The 13,614-nt window shown below is 73.7% G+C and carries 14 protein-coding genes; 2 read left to right on the top strand and 12 right to left on the bottom strand.

Going from position 1 to position 13,614, the window contains the following annotated elements:
* Positions 1–190 precede the first annotated feature (190 nt).
* The 8 genes from FRAAL_RS01835 to FRAAL_RS01800 form a co-directional block, all read right to left on the bottom strand.
* Positions 191–1,318 (bottom strand): thiolase family protein, encoded by a 1,128-nt coding sequence (locus tag FRAAL_RS01835; RefSeq protein ID WP_011601665.1) that lies wholly within the window; start codon positions 1,316–1,318, stop codon positions 191–193.
* Positions 1,318–1,761: a Zn-ribbon domain-containing OB-fold protein gene (locus FRAAL_RS01830; RefSeq protein ID WP_041938682.1), complete on the bottom strand. Its 444-nt coding sequence runs from the start codon at positions 1,759–1,761 to the stop codon at positions 1,318–1,320. Before FRAAL_RS01830 ends, FRAAL_RS01835 begins: the two co-directional genes overlap by 1 nt.
* A 375-nt stretch (positions 1,762–2,136) precedes the next feature.
* A complete protein-coding gene (locus FRAAL_RS01825; protein ID WP_041938681.1) occupies positions 2,137–2,580 on the bottom strand; it encodes a VOC family protein in 444 nt (147 codons plus the stop codon).
* A 1-nt stretch (position 2,581) separates the two neighbouring features.
* Entirely contained in the window at positions 2,582–2,797 is a 216-nt protein-coding gene (locus FRAAL_RS01820) for a ribbon-helix-helix domain-containing protein (protein WP_011601662.1), read from the bottom strand.
* Between the two features lie 194 nt (positions 2,798–2,991).
* Entirely contained in the window at positions 2,992–3,828 is an 837-nt protein-coding gene (locus tag FRAAL_RS01815; protein ID WP_041938680.1) for a TetR/AcrR family transcriptional regulator, read from the bottom strand.
* A gap of 116 nt (positions 3,829–3,944) precedes the next feature.
* Positions 3,945–5,024 carry a hypothetical protein gene (locus FRAAL_RS01810; RefSeq protein WP_063822589.1) on the bottom strand — a complete coding sequence of 360 codons (1,080 nt, stop codon included), beginning with the start codon at positions 5,022–5,024 and terminating at the stop codon, positions 3,945–3,947.
* Complete coding sequence (locus FRAAL_RS31145) at positions 5,021–5,899, bottom strand: UGSC family (seleno)protein (RefSeq protein ID WP_050996978.1); 879 nt, start codon at positions 5,897–5,899, stop codon at positions 5,021–5,023. Before FRAAL_RS31145 ends, FRAAL_RS01810 begins: the two co-directional genes overlap by 4 nt.
* A gap of 251 nt (positions 5,900–6,150) precedes the next feature.
* Positions 6,151–6,813 carry a TetR family transcriptional regulator gene (locus FRAAL_RS01800; RefSeq protein WP_011601658.1) on the bottom strand — a complete coding sequence of 221 codons (663 nt, stop codon included), beginning with the start codon at positions 6,811–6,813 and terminating at the stop codon, positions 6,151–6,153.
* A 108-nt stretch (positions 6,814–6,921) separates the two neighbouring features.
* Between FRAAL_RS01800 and FRAAL_RS01795 the strand changes: the two genes are divergently transcribed.
* On the top strand, positions 6,922–7,536 hold the full coding sequence (locus FRAAL_RS01795; RefSeq protein ID WP_041940067.1) for a nitroreductase family protein: 615 nt from the start codon (positions 6,922–6,924) through the stop codon (positions 7,534–7,536).
* A 21-nt stretch (positions 7,537–7,557) separates the two neighbouring features.
* Here the strand turns inward: FRAAL_RS01795 and FRAAL_RS01790 are convergent, their stop codons facing one another.
* Positions 7,558–8,232: an NIPSNAP family protein gene (locus FRAAL_RS01790; RefSeq protein WP_011601656.1), complete on the bottom strand. Its 675-nt coding sequence runs from the start codon at positions 8,230–8,232 to the stop codon at positions 7,558–7,560.
* 299 nt (positions 8,233–8,531) lie between these two features.
* Here FRAAL_RS01790 and FRAAL_RS01785 point away from each other — a divergent pair, with 299 nt between their 5' ends.
* Positions 8,532–9,386 (top strand): SAM-dependent methyltransferase, encoded by an 855-nt coding sequence (locus tag FRAAL_RS01785; RefSeq protein ID WP_041938679.1) that lies wholly within the window; start codon positions 8,532–8,534, stop codon positions 9,384–9,386.
* Positions 9,387–9,459: 73 nt separating this feature from the next.
* On the opposite strand, the gene nudC is transcribed toward FRAAL_RS01785, so the two are convergent.
* The 3 genes from nudC to FRAAL_RS01770 all read right to left on the bottom strand — a co-directional run bounded on the left by nudC (position 9,460) and on the right by FRAAL_RS01770 (position 13,321).
* Complete coding sequence (nudC, locus tag FRAAL_RS01780) at positions 9,460–10,470, bottom strand: NAD(+) diphosphatase (protein ID WP_041938678.1); 1,011 nt, start codon at positions 10,468–10,470, stop codon at positions 9,460–9,462.
* Positions 10,471–10,619: 149 nt separating this feature from the next.
* A complete protein-coding gene (locus tag FRAAL_RS01775) occupies positions 10,620–12,332 on the bottom strand; it encodes a PQQ-binding-like beta-propeller repeat protein (RefSeq protein WP_041938677.1) in 1,713 nt (570 codons plus the stop codon).
* A gap of 203 nt (positions 12,333–12,535) precedes the next feature.
* Positions 12,536–13,321, bottom strand: coding sequence for an enoyl-CoA hydratase/isomerase family protein (locus tag FRAAL_RS01770; RefSeq protein WP_011601652.1), 786 nt, complete (start codon positions 13,319–13,321; stop codon positions 12,536–12,538).
* Between the last annotated feature and the right edge of the window lie 293 nt (positions 13,322–13,614).

Raw genomic sequence — 13,614 nt, 5'->3', positions numbered from 1 at the left:
CGCCCGCGACGGGTGCCCGCGGGCCGGGTGCCCGTGACGGGTGCCCGCGGGCCGGGTGCGCACGGGCCGGCGGACCCTGCCGCGCCTGCCCGCCGGTGAGCCGGTTCGCCACGGAGCCGCTCATGCCACGGAGCCGGTTACGCCCCGGAGCCGGTTACGCCCCGGAGCCGGTTACGCCCCGGGAAGCCGGTTACGCGCCGGTGAGCAGCATCGCGCCGGTGAAGGGGCCGACCGCGTTGGCCCAGAGCGCGACCTCGGCGTCGGCGACCTGGCGTTCACCCGACTGGCCGCCGCGCAGTTGCCGGGTCGCCTCGATGCAGAAGTTCGCGCCGTGGCGGCGGCCCACGTTGCACGCGCCGCCGTCGGTGTTCGTGGGCAGCGCGCCGGTGAGGCTGGTCCCGCCGCTACTGACGAACGGACCGGCCTGCCCCGGCTCGCAGACCCCGAGCGCCTCCAACCACTGCAGGGTGATGACGCTGAAGCCGTCGTAGAGCTGGGCGCAGTCGAGGTCGGCGGCGGTCAGGTCGGTGTGGGACCACAGCTCCCGCAGGCAGTGCACCGGGGACGTCCGGACCATGTCGGGCAGCAGCTCGAAGGTCATGTCGTGGGTGGCCGAGAGCGCGGTCGCCTCGACGAACACCGGCTTCTGCCGCAGGTCGCGGGCGCGCTCCTCGGTGGTGAAGATGACGGCCGCGCCCGAGTCGCAGGGGTAGTCGCAGTCGAGCAGCCGCAGCGGCTTGCTGATGTAGGGCGCGGCGAGGTAGTCCTCGACCGTCAACGGCTCCCGGATCAGCGCCTCGGGATTCTTCGCGGCGTAGGCGCGCTGGGTGACGGCGAAGTTCGCGAAGTCCTCCTCGGTCGCGTCGGACTCGTGCAGGTAACGGTTGGTCAGCAGCCCGGCCCACTGCGCCGGCATCAGGTCGCCGAACGGGTGCTGGAACTGCGCGTCGAAGGCCATCCCGGTCCCGCCGGCCCACAGATTGGCCCGGCTCGGCTGCTGCAGGATCACCCGCATCGCCACGACCGTGTCGGCCTGGCCGCTGGCGACCGCGTGCGCGGCGTGGATGGCCGGGCTGATGAAGGCCGGCGAGATGCCGACGTCGAGGTGCCAGCGCAGCGGCGAGAAGCCGAGCATGTGCGCGAAGTCGATCGGGTTGCCGCCCCAGGTGGTCAGGCCGTCGATGTCGGCCGACTCGAGCCCGGCGTCCGCGAGGGCCGCACGGGCCGCCTGGGCGGCGTGGTGGCGTTCGCTCAACCCCGTGCGACGCCCGGCGTCGGAGTAGCCGACGCCGACGATCGCGACCCGGCGCCCGGCCATCACGCGAGGCTCCCCGCGGGCGCGAACACCGGGATCGTCAGGTCCGGGGAGAGGTCCTCGAAGGTGACCTCGACCGGCATCCCGAACCGGACGTCGGGCTCGGCGATCCCCACCAGGTTGGACAGCATCCGCAGACCCGCCTGCTCGGCGAGCTCGATCGACGCGAGCAGGTACGGCACCCGGTCGGCGAAGAACGGATGGAACACCCGGCGCGTCTCGGTGAAGCTGTAGACCGAACCCCGCCCGGACACCGGCTCGTACGCGAAGCGGAAGGAGCCGCAGCGCCGGCAGACCGGTCGTGGGAGGTGGATGAACAGGCCGCAGTCCTGGCAGCGCTGGAGCTCCAGCCTGCGCTCCCGCGCCGCGGCCCAGAACGGCGCGCTCAACGCGTCGATCACCATCTCGGGGGGCGCGGGCCTCGCTAAGTCCGCCTGCTGCGTCATGCCGGCCTCGTCCTCTCGGGCTGGGACAGCCCTTGCTCGGGCGCCGGGGGCGGCTCGGCCTGGGACCAGGAGACCACGGCAGCAACCGCCCCGTCCGCGCGCCGAAGACCGCCCACCCCGATCGTGATCGACAACGGCGTTGTCCGGCAACTTGCTCCCACCAGCACCGTAGTTCGGCGCCTCGTCCGGGAGCAAGGAGCATCGCTCCCGAGCAGGACCCGACGCGGCGCGAACCCGCCGGCGGACCGGCGTCAGCCCTCGAGCTGCTCCACGCTGACCCCGACGACCTCGTAGGTCACCGCGACCCGCTGATCCAGGCTCGTCGGGGTCGGGCGGCCACCACCACGATGAGGTCGACCACGTTCACCGCCGGGTTCACTCCTGCGTCTCCCGGACCTGGTCGGCGGTCAGGACCGGAAGGTCGGCTGCGGCTGCGGCGACCACGCCGTCGCCTTCGTCGACGAGTCTCATCAGCGTGGGCTCGGTCGGGGCCTGGAGGCTCCAGGTGCGTCCGTCGGGATCGCGGACGGTCATCTCCCGGGTGCCGTAGTGGGTCTCCTCGAACGGCGTGACCACCTCGACGGCGGGGTCGAGGCGGAGGGCATCCGCGTCGGCCACCGTCAGCACGGGCTGGATCCGGGGCACCTCGCCGGCGGGAACCTCGCGCAGGAAGACGTAGGGACCGTCGCCGGCGCGCAGCAGCCCCGAGCCGTGGTCGGTCTCGAACTCCAGGGTGAACCCGAGGGCCTGGAAGAACCTGGCCGCCCGGCCCCAGTTGTGGGTCTCCACGACCATGCCCTCGACACCCTCGGTCGCCATCTCAGATCCCCTTCCCGGACGCCTGCCCGCGCTCGTCGCGGAGGTGGTCGTGGTCGTCGCGGGCATCGAGGCCGTCGCGGACGTCGAGGTAGGTCCGCAGCGCGTCGGCGACCAGGGCCGACAGGGACAGCTCCGACTCGATGGCGCGATGCTTCACCCGCTTGATCAGCCCGATCGGCAGGTACACGTTGAACTGCTTGACGTCCTCGTCCCCCACAGGAGGAAGGCTAGCATCCTAGCCACCGTGGCGCACTCCGCCGACGCCTCGGCGAGCGCGCAGGACGCGGTACGCGGTACGCGGTACGCGAGAAGGACTGCGGTGCGATGTGCACGGTCCGCGGGTCCAGATCGCGCACAACGCACCGCCATCGGCCCCGCCACCGCGAGCCGTGACGGGCCCGCGAGTCTGGATCACCTCTCGGCCACGCCATAGCGGCCGGCGATCCCGGTGGCGAGCAGCTCCAGGCCCAGCCGGAAACCCCGCTCGTCGACTCCCAGCACGCCGTCGATGTCGGCCAGCCGGCTGAGCTGGGGGTACTCGTCGGCCGGAAGCCGCCTGCCGGAGGCCGGCGCCGCGGCCACCGCACCGACCCCGCCGGCCTCGATGGCCCCGCCGGCCACGGTAGTGGCAGTGGTGGTGGTGGCAGTGGTGGTGGTGGCAGTGGTGGTGGTGGCAGTGGCGGCGGTGGCGGTGGTGGCGGCGGCCCGCGCCGCGTGTTCGAAGGCGACGAAGGAGCGGGTGTAGTTGAAGCAGACGTTGTAGACCGCGGCGGCGTCGGCCAGCGGCAGGCCGGCGCGCAGCAGTAGCCCGATGCCGGTGTCGAGCCGGCGGAGCTGGGCGGGGGTGAGGGCCGCGCGGATCACGAACGTGGGGGCGTAGAGCACGACCTCGCGGTACGCCGGGAAGCTCTCCATCAGGTCCCGGTAGGCGGTGAAGTAGGTGATGAGCTCGTCGCGCCAGGGACCGTCCCCGGCGGGGGGCAGCTGGCGGTGCAGGTCGGACATCACCTGGTCGGCCAGGGCCGCGAGCAGGTCGTCCTTGGTGTCGAAGTACCGGTAGACGCTCATCACGCCGCAACCGAGCCGCCGGGCCAGCGCCGGCATGCTCAGCCGGGCGAGGCCGTCCTGCGCGGCGAGGTCCCGCGCGGCCGCGACGATCTCGCCGCTGCTCAGCGAGCCGCGCGCCCGCCGGCGTCGCCCGACGGTCGGCGGCTGGGTGCCCTCGGCAGATTCACGCACGCACGACATTGTCCAGGGCTCCACCCGAAGCCCGACCGGCCACGGCCTCGCCCGATGGGCCTGCTGTCACGGCCCCGCCCGACGGCCGCGCCGCGTCCGGCGGCCAGCTCGGGCGGGGCCGGGTGTCACGGGCGGACGGGCCGGGTCTGGGTGATCGTCGTGCCCCAACTGTGCAGCGCGGCTCCGTGCAGGCCGCCGAGACCGCCCGCGACCATCACGAGGACGTCCTCGGGCCGGCGGGTGAGTGGGACCCGGCCGCGCGCGTCCACCCACCCGATGTCCTCATACTGGCGCTGATGCTGGCGGGGGAACTCCGACAGCGGGATGGAGGCGTTCTCCCACAGGATGCGGCGCACGTCGTCGACGTCCGGGTAGGCCCTGCCGACGAGCGCGGCCCAGACCGGGTTGAGCGCGATGACGACCTCGGCGAACGAGAGCTGGACGAGGTAGCCGTTGGCCCCGGGATGGGCCAGCGCGCGCCCGACGAACTTCAGCAGCACGTCGGCGTCGGTGGCTACCACCTCGCAGATGTTGGCCGTCCCCATCGTGCCGAACGCCGTCACCGCGTCGCCGGGCACGCCGCGGCGCTCGGCGAGCGGCGCCCACGGCGAGCGTTCCTCCCACTCCCCGAAGACGATGCCGTTGACCCGGCCGGGCTGACCGAACGTGCTCTGCGAGGTGACGCCGACCCGCTGACCGGCGACGTTGCGCATGACCAACTGCAACGCACGCCCGATCGACGCCGCCCGCCCGTCCGCTCCGCCGAGGCAACCGGCGCCGAACGGGATGCCCAGCGCATGCCGCTGCGCGCCGTTGACGATCAGGGCGGTCGTCACCGAGCCGGTCGTGGCGTTCAGGGCGTGCAGCTCGTAACCGGGGTCGGCGACCGCCTCGACCGCGGCGCGCAGCAGCGGCAGGGCGGCGGCCGGCGCGCCGGCCATCACCGCGTTGACGGCGAGCTTCTCCGCGGTGACGGGGGCCAGCGACGGCGGCAGCGCGCCGATCACCTCGTCCGGCGCGGTCCCCCACTCGGCGAGGTAGCGCGCCACCCGCTCGGGCGTGGGCGGCACCAGCGGCAGCCCGTCGCTCCAGCCCCGCTCGCGTGCGAGGGCGTCGAAGGCCTCCTGGTCGGCGGGCACCTCGTGGACCACGCTCGCCAACGCCGGGGGCGCGGTCGTCGTCGCGGCCGTCGTCGTCGCGGTCATCGGACGACCGCCCCGATGGCGTCGAGCAGCGCCGGGAACGAGGAGCGGGCGTGCGCGCGCACCTGCTCCTCGGGCAGGGTGTTCAGCGACGAGGGCAGCTCGACCAGGCGCAGGCCCGGCCGGCCGTTGTCGGCGGCGAGGGTGCGCGCGAGGCCGACGAAGTGCTCGGTGACCGCGACGACCGTGGGCAGCCCGCGGTTGAGGGCGTTCAGGCCGTCCTTGACGCTCCACGAGGTGCACGAGCCGCAGTTCGCCAGGCCGGAGATGACGGCGTCGACGCCGCCGACGAAGGCGTCGTACTCCGCCTGCCTGCGCTCACCCTCGGCGCCCTTGAGCCCCTGGGCACGCCGCCACGTCGTGACGACCGCGCCGGCCCGCTCCAGCTCGGCGATCCACTCGTCGACGGTCTGATCCCAGGCCTGCCACAGGACGTCGACCCGCACCCCGATGCGCCGGCCCCGCAGCGAGCCGAGATCCGGCCCCGGGTCGGCGTCACCGGGCACGACGCCGCCGGTGGGATCCAGCACGGTGATCGATGACGGCGCCGGGCCGGCGGGCGCGACACCGCCAGCACCGGCAAGGCCGCCGGCGCCGGCGGAGACCGGCTGGCGGGAGTCGTCGATGCGCACCGCCGTGAGGCCGGGCAGGGCGCGGCGCAGCCGAGTCTCGACCACCCGCCGTAACTGGTCGGGCGGCAGGGCGCAGTTGTCCCCACAGTCCGCGTCGTTGAGGCTGAACGACAGGGCCACCGTGCCGGCGCTCTCGTCGACCGCGCTGAGCGCGAGCGTGCCGCCCTCGCTGCCCAGCAGCGCGGCGAGCTCGGCGACGGTTCGCGCAACCGTGGCGCGCCGCACGCCCTGCACCAGGCCCGTCATTCCGCGGCCTGATCGCGGGGCAGCCGGCGGCCCGGGGCCCCCGTGGTCATCGATCCGTCCATGGCGTCGTCCCATCGTCGTCCGGGAAGTGGAGGCGCTTAGCGTAAGCCTTACGCTAAGGGTCGTCCAGGGAAATCGATCGACGGCAGGCGCCGTCAGCGCGGCGGCGAAGCGGCGGAGCGGAACGGCGGCGGCGGAGCGGCGGCGGAGCGCAGGCGCGGCCGAGCGCGTGGGCGCAGAGCGCGGGGAGGTCAGCGCGCGGGGGTGGGGGGTGCTCGGCGGGCCGGGCGGAGGCCGTCGATGAAGAGATCGAGCTCGGGGCCGAAGTCAGGACGGCATTCGTCGGCAGCCATGACGGGCAGGATGACCCGCAGGTGCGGTAGCTGCTCGCTGCGCGCCGCCGTGCGCGACCAGTCGTCGAGCAGGTCGGCCTGGTCGGCCTGCGCTCCGGCCGGGCTTGCCGTCTGAACCAGGACCGCGCCGAACAGCTGCCCGGCCAGCGACCGGTAGCGGCGCACGGCGGTCGGCTCGTCGAGCCCGGCGTCGAGAAGCGCGCCGAAGAACGCGTCGAAGACGCGCAGCGCGCGGACCGATCGCGGGTCGGCCTGGCCCGCGACCACCGCCCGGGCGACGACCGGATGGGCCGCGAACGCCGCGAACGTGCCGTTGCCCAGCAGTCGCAGCCGCTCGTCCCAGGCGAGCGCGGGATCGGGCAACGCAATGGACTCGTAGACGCGCGCCGCGATGCCGTCCAGGAGGTCGCGCTTGTTCGCGACGTGGTTGTACAGCGACATCGCCTCCACCCCGAGCTCGGCCGCGAGCCGGCGCATCGTCAGACCGGGCAGGCCGCCTTCGTCGGCAAGCCGCAGCGCGGCGTCGAGAACCGTCTGCCGGCTCAGGGTCTGACGCGGCACGGATGGCCTCCGGAAAGCGGGTGGCAGAACAAGGGGTCGGCGGGCGTGATATTATATTACTTACATTATAAGCTTACGAGATAAGTACCGGCTGCAGTGGAGGACTTCGTGGACGCCGAGACCCTGCTCACCACCACCCGTTCGGTCCGCCGCAAACTCGATCTGGACCGGCCGGTGGAACCCGAGGTCCTGACGGACTGCCTGCGCATCGCCCAGCAGGCCCCGGCCGCCGGCATGCTGCGCTCGAACCTGCGCTGGATCGTGGTCCGCGACCAGGCCCTGCGGGAGAAGATCGCGGCGCCGGTCCGCGAGGTGGGCCGGGAGTCCCAGGCGAAGTACGGGCACCTGGTCGACGCCCGGACGCTCGCCTCGGGGAAGTACCTGCTCGACACGCTGCATCGCATCCCGGTGCTGGTCGTGCCGTGCATGCAGGGCCGCCCCGGCGGCGAGAACGGGGAGCTGTCCGCCTTCTACGGCTCGGTCTACCCGGCGATCTGGAGTTTCCAGCTCGCCCTGCGCGCCCGCGGCCTCGGCAGCACCATGGTCGGCTACCACCTGATCGGCCGCGAGCGGGAAGTCGCCGACATTCTTGGCATCCCCGCCGACGTCACCCAGGTCTCGATGTTGGCCGTCGCCTACACGACGACCAACACCTTCCAGCCCGCCGCCTGGCCCCCGGTCGAGGACATCACCTACCACGACGGCTGGGGCCGCCCGGCCTAGCCAGGAGCCCGCACCCGAGCGTCAGTGCAAGGGGGAGAAGTCGGTCGGCCAGGCCATGATCGACTGGGCGTCGAGGATCTGCTCCGGCGCCCCGGCCGGGGGCCAGATGCCGCGGGCGGCGAGATCGCGGCGGATCTCGACCCGCTCGTCCAGGCCGGCGAACGGCCAGATGTGGATGATGCGCGCCGGGCCGTCGAGCGCGTACATGACGACGGTCAGCGGGTCGATGACGTGGCGGGCGGGCAGCGCCCCGCGCCAGGCCTCGATGGTCGGCGCCAGGCCGCTGGGGCGCAGGTGGTAGTCGCGGATCTCGTAGACCCGGCCGAACTCGCCGGGGCGGACCGGGGGAACGTACGGGAACGGCGCGAAGCTCGCCAGGGAGAGGTCGGTGACGACGCTCCCGGGCCCGGCGCCGAACGGGGCGGCGGACAGTCGGGCCCGGGTCCGCTCGGCCGCGAGCTCGCCGTCGTCGTCGAACGACCGCAGGACGAACAGCCGGCCGAGCGGACCGTGCTCCGTCTGCCAGCAGCCGAGCAGGCGACCCCGCGCGCCCTCGCCCTCCACCCAGGGCAACACCCCCGCGGCAGCCTGCCCGCCCTCGGCCAGACCGAAGTGCAACGTGGCCAGCTCGTAGCGGACGGCCTGCTCGGCGGCGCCCAGGTCGGCTCCGGTGATGACGGCGGGCTCGGTCGGCACGGTTCCTCCGTAGTGTCGAAGACTGGTGTCTGCGGGGACGGAGCACCACACTGGCCGATCGCGACCGGACGTGCTCCATCGATCGTCATCCGGAATTCGTGGTCACTGTCCGCAACTCGTAACAGTCATCGAGCAGGACGTGCTGGACACCGCCACGGCGGGGGAGGGAGACCGGTGATCCCGGGCCGCACAACTCCGGCTTCGCCCTCCGGCCGGCCAAGGATGCACTGCGGCGGCGGCAGGATTGCTCACCCTTTAGGGTGGTGCGCAATGGTCCGAGGCGTAAGGGGTCCGTGGCGATGAGCGAGGCCGAGGCGGGTACGACCGGGACGCGCTGGTTCACGCCGGTGGCGGCGGAGGTCCGGCCGGCGGATCTGAACACCGGCGTGCCGCACCCGGCCCGGATGTACGACTACTACCTCGGCGGGAAGGAGAACTTCCCCGCCGACCGGGAGACCGCCGAGCAGGCCATCGCCGCGTTCCCGAACACCCGCAACGCCGCTCGGCAGAACCGCGCGTTCCTCGTCCGGGTCGTGCGCCACCTCGTCGGCGAGGTCGGCATCCGCCAGTTTCTCGACATCGGCACCGGCATCCCCACCTCGCCGAACCTGCACGAGGTCGCCCAGGGCATCGCGCCGGACACCCGCGTCGTGTATGCGGACAACGACCCGATCGTCCTCGCCCACGCCCGGGCGCTGCTGGCCAGCACGGCACAGGGCCGCACCGCCTACCTCGACGCCGACATCCGCGATCCCGAGCGCATCCTGGCCTCCGCCGAGCTGCGCGACACCCTCGACCTGACGAAGCCCGTCGCGCTCTCCCTCATCGCGATCTTCCACTTCATCGACGACGTGGACGACCCCTACGGCATCGTCCGCCGGCTCGTCGACGCACTGCCGTCCGGCAGCTACCTCGCGCTGACGAACGCGACCGGCGACCACGACCCGACGTTCGAGCCGGCCGCGGAGACCTATCGGCGCCGCGGCGTCACGATGCGCCTGCGCAACCGCGCCGAGGTCGAGCGCTTCTTCGACGGCCTGGAGCTCAGCGACCCGGGCGTACAGGTCGTCCACCGCTGGCGCCCCGACACCACCACCGAGGACCTCACCGACGCGCAGGTCAGCGTCTACGGCGCCATCGCCCGCAAGCCCTGATGCGCTGACCGTCCCGCGAGGGCCCGCGGCAGTCCGCTGGCCCACCCCGCGGTGGCGGCGGCTGCCGGCTCGGTCAGCCGGCGGCGGACCAGGAGTCGATCATGGTGCGGGCGATGGACATCCGGCCAGGCAGGCGGATCGGGGGCGGGGAGTCGGTCGCAGGCGCGTCGTCCGCGACGGCCCAGTCGTCGCCGCGGGCCAGAGCCTGCCGTACCTCGTCGCGGGTCACCCACACCGCCTCGCTGATCTCCGCCTCGTCCAGGCGCAGCGGCTGGGCGGGATCGGCCACCGCGTGGAAGCCGAGCATCAGCGACCGCGGGAACGGCCAGGCCTGGCTGCCGAGGTAGCGGATGTCGGTGACGTCGAGCCCGACCTCCTCGCCGATCTCGCGCGCCACGCACGCCTCCAGCGACTCGCCCGCCTCGACGAAGCCGGCCAGCACCGAGAACCGCCCCGCCGGCCAGGCCCGGTGCCGGCCGAGCAGCATCCGATCCGCGCCGTCGTGCACCAGGCAGATCACCGCCGGGTCCGTCCGCGGGTACTCCTCGTGGTGCTGCGCCTCGCAGACGCGTGCCCAGCCGGCGTTGGCCAGCCGGGTCGGCGAGCCGTCGCGGGCGCAGAACAGGGCTCGGCCGTGCCAGTTCAGCAGGGCGACCGCCGCCGCCAGCAGCGCCGCGTCGCGCGCGCCGAGCTCCGCGCCGACCGAGAACAGGGTGAGCCACCGGACCCCGTCGTCGCCGGCCGCCACCTGGTCCGCGCCACCGCGCACCGCCCAGTACGCGACCCCGTCGGCCTCGCCGAGCAGCAGCGCGTCCGGCGGCGGCGAACCGGCGATCTCCGTCGCCGCCCGCGTCCACAGCCGAGGGCCGGCGTCCGCGTCGTCAACGCCGGAGACCGCACCGATGCCGAGTCCTTCGACCCGCGGCCCCCACCGCACGGGGCTGCGGCCCTCCTCGTCGACGAGGACGACCCGAGCCGACGCCCAGCCCTCCTTCTGCCGCCCGGTGTCCTGCCGCAGCGGCTCGTCCCGCAGTAGGGCGGCCCCCGCCAGCACAGGCGGCCGAACCAGCCCGAAGTCAGTCACAGCAGCATCCTCCAGTACAAGCCGCACGCACGTTCACGGTATGCCGCGCCCCGGTGCCGTGCCCTCGCCCGGCTCGGCCGGCTCGGCCGGCGGGTCGACCGCCGGGAGGAACCGTGCCGGCGAACTGATCCGCGGGACGCCGGAGGCAGTCAGCCCACGTGGCCGCCACGGACCTGGCCGTAGGCGTCACGCCAGGCGTACATGTTGCCGACGAGTGCGCCGGCGAACCGCGGGGTTGTGCTGGGAACATCGACAGGTCTGCCCTCGGCGCAGGGGTACCAGCGATCGTCCTTGTACCGGGCGTCGCCGCCGTTGCCGTCGACGGTGAAGGCGGGCTTCGCGACGGCGCCCGTGAAACACCATCCGGACGCTGGGGGCGGCTCGTTCAGCGGGCCGTTCGCGACGTCGAGCAGGATCGTCCGCTGCGGCGTGCGGACGGCATAGCGGGTGTCGTCGATGCGCAGGATGTCCGGCGAGCCCGCCGCGGCGGACAGGACGAGGCCCGGAACCGCCCCGGCCACCCACCGCCAGGTCGTCCGCCCGCTCTCGGCGCCGAAGCCCTCCACCGTGACCTGCACGTCCTGCGCCGAGGTGTCCTGTGCGCCGTACCGGACGGTGCCCGCGTACGTGCACCGGACCGGATTGCGGATGTCGGTGTCCAGGCCACCGCAGTACGTCGTGGCCGCCGGCGAGACCCACAGCGTCTCGCCGGTCTGCGCGTCGAAGGCGGCGGTTGCCCACAGCCTGGCGGCGTCACGGGTCAGCGGGATGCCGGCGCGCGACGCGGCGAGCTGCTCGGGCGTCGGGACGTAGCCCAGCGACACGACGTAGAGGTCGTTGCTCAGGCCGACCTTCCAGCCGTAGTCGGGGCTCACGTCCAGGCCTCGGAACAGCGTCGCGTAGGGCCGCCGCCAGCGCTCGGCCCCGGCGTCGGTGTAGGCGATCAGGTCCCGCCCGTCGTCGTACAGTCCGGCGCCGATGGAGCGGGAGTAACCCGGGCTCGGCGCGGTGTCCACCTCGACGGTCGACACCGTGACGATCGAGGGCATGACGATCGGGGGCGTGACGATTGGGGGCGTGACGATCGAGGGCGTGGTCGGCGTCGCCGGAACGGGATGGTGCAGCGGTCGCTGGATCTGGCCGGGGCCGGCGAGGCTCGCGGGTTGCGCCGCGGAGTTGCGTGGCGTACCGGTGCGGCCGTCCAGGATGATCGGGCCCGAGCCGTTGCCGGCTGGCACGCAGACGTCGCCGTCCCCGCAGATGTCCGGGACGGACGGCAGCTCGAGGCGCCCGTCGCCGTAGGACCACAGCCGCCGGCCGGACCTCGCGTCCGCGGCGACCACGGACACCCCGCCCGCCGTCACCCCGCCGGGCGAGACCGGCTGGCCGGGCTCCATCCAGACGACGACCCTGCCGCCGGACAGCGTCATGGTCTGCAGCCCCGCCCCCGGCGCCGCCCGCGACGGGCTTGCCGGGGCCGTCCACCGCGGCCGACCCGAGACCGGATCGAGGCTCACCATCTCGAACACACCCGCCGCCGTCAGCGCGTGGAAGACGACGGAGTCGTCGGCGGCGAGGGGCGACTCCACCGCGCGCATGCCGCTCTGCCACCGCCCGGCGACGTGCGCGGCACCGCGCCACGACCCGTCCGCCGCCCCGCTGCCGGTACCGGTACCGGCAGCGGCTCCGGTCGCGTCGGGAGCCTCGCCGGCGCCGGCGCCGGCTCCGTCGGAGCAGGCGCCGAGGGCGAGCCCGGCCATCCCGGCAGCGGCCGCGACCCGCCGCCACCGGCACCGTCGCTGCCCACGGGTGCGACCACGCGCTTCGACCTGCTCATCGGCGGACCGCGGCAGGTTCGTCAACGTGCGCTCCTCGCGTCCGCCCGCCCACCGGCGGTGATTTCGGATGGGAGAAGTCATATCAGGACAGACGGAGACATGGACGAACCGGACGGCCGCGGCGGCGCGGCGGTGGGCGGTGCGGCGCGGCGCGGCGGTGGGCGGTGCGGCGGTGGGGCGCGGCGCGGCGGTGGGCGGTGCGGCGGTGCGGCGCGGCGGTGCGGCGGTCAGGTGAACTTCGGGGCGCGCTTCTCGACGAAGGCCGTGATGCCCTCCCGGCCGTCGCCGACCGCGCTACGCGCGATCTCGCGCGCCTCCAGCTCCATCTGCGTCTCCAGGCCGTTGGCGAACGTCTGCACCAGCAGGCGCTTGATGGCCCCGTGCGAGTCGGCCGGCCCCGCCGCGATCCGCTGCGCCAGCGCCGTCGCCTCACCGGCGAGCTCCTCGGCCGGCACCACCCTGGTGACCAGCCCCCATTCGAGCGCCTCGGCAGCGGAGAGCCGACGGTTGAGGAACATGAACTCCTGCGTGCGGCGCAGCCCCATCAAACGGGGCAGCGTGTAGGAGGAACTGCCGTCCGGGCTGAGCCCCACATTGGTGTAGGCCATGGTGAAGGTGGCGGAATCCGCCGCGAGAACCAGGTCGCCGGCGGCGACGATGCTGACCCCCGCACCCGCGGCGACCCCGTTGACGGCGATGATCAGCGGTGCGTTCATCCGCGCGAAGATCGACACGGCCCGGTGCAGGTCGTCGGCGAGCTTTTTGATTTCCACACCGATGCGGTCGCCGTGGTCCGCCATCTCCTTCACGTCACCGCCGGCGGTGAAGAAACGCCCGGTCGCCGTCAGCAGCACGGCCCGGACCGACGGGTCGCCGTCGCAGGCGGCTGCCGCCCGGGCCAGTTCCGCGGACATCTCCTGGTTGAGGCCGTTCGCGGCGTCGGGGCGGTTCAGGGTGATCCGGGCCACCCCGCCGTCACGCTCGAACTTCAGGGTCCGGAACTCCGGGCTCATCAGCGTCTCCGTTCACAGAGCGTCGCGGCCAGACGTCCGACGGTCATCCGTACCGCGGTCAGACGCCTCGGATCCACGTGGTCCCGCCGGTGCGGGATGCACTCAGACAGGCCTACCAGCATTCGACCGCCGCCGCCCGCGACGCTGAAGCACCCGCCGGAACGCCGGTCGCCGACCGCCCGGGCCGCCGACCGCCCGGGTCGTCGGGCGGTCAGGATCGTCGGGCGGTCGGGGTCGTCGGGCGGTCGGGGTCGTCGGGCGGTCCGGGCGGCGACAGCCGGGGGCACCCAATG

Origin of the sequence: Frankia alni ACN14a, from assembly GCF_000058485.1 — a bacterium.
Taxonomy (GTDB): Bacteria; Actinomycetota; Actinomycetes; order Frankiales; family Frankiaceae; genus Frankia; species Frankia alni.
The sequence above is the reverse complement of the archived record's forward strand: the minus strand, read 5'-3'. Positions and strand labels throughout refer to the sequence as shown.

Excerpts from the sequence above, each read along its gene's own strand:
- FRAAL_RS01785 (WP_041938679.1), top strand. The coding sequence starts at position 8,532 with ATGAGCGAGGCCGAGGCGGGTACGACCGGGACGCGCTGGTTCACGCCG.
- FRAAL_RS01830 (WP_041938682.1), bottom strand. The coding sequence starts at position 1,761 with ATGACGCAGCAGGCGGACTTAGCGAGGCCCGCGCCCCCCGAGATGGTG.
- FRAAL_RS01835 (WP_011601665.1), bottom strand. The coding sequence starts at position 1,318 with ATGGCCGGGCGCCGGGTCGCGATCGTCGGCGTCGGCTACTCCGACGCC.
- FRAAL_RS01825 (WP_041938681.1), bottom strand. The coding sequence starts at position 2,580 with ATGGCGACCGAGGGTGTCGAGGGCATGGTCGTGGAGACCCACAACTGG.
- FRAAL_RS01815 (WP_041938680.1), bottom strand. The coding sequence starts at position 3,828 with ATGTCGTGCGTGCGTGAATCTGCCGAGGGCACCCAGCCGCCGACCGTC.
- FRAAL_RS01810 (WP_063822589.1), bottom strand. The coding sequence starts at position 5,024 with ATGACCGCGACGACGACGGCCGCGACGACGACCGCGCCCCCGGCGTTG.
- FRAAL_RS31145 (WP_050996978.1), bottom strand. The coding sequence starts at position 5,899 with ATGACGGGCCTGGTGCAGGGCGTGCGGCGCGCCACGGTTGCGCGAACC.
- FRAAL_RS01770 (WP_011601652.1), bottom strand. The coding sequence starts at position 13,321 with ATGAGCCCGGAGTTCCGGACCCTGAAGTTCGAGCGTGACGGCGGGGTG.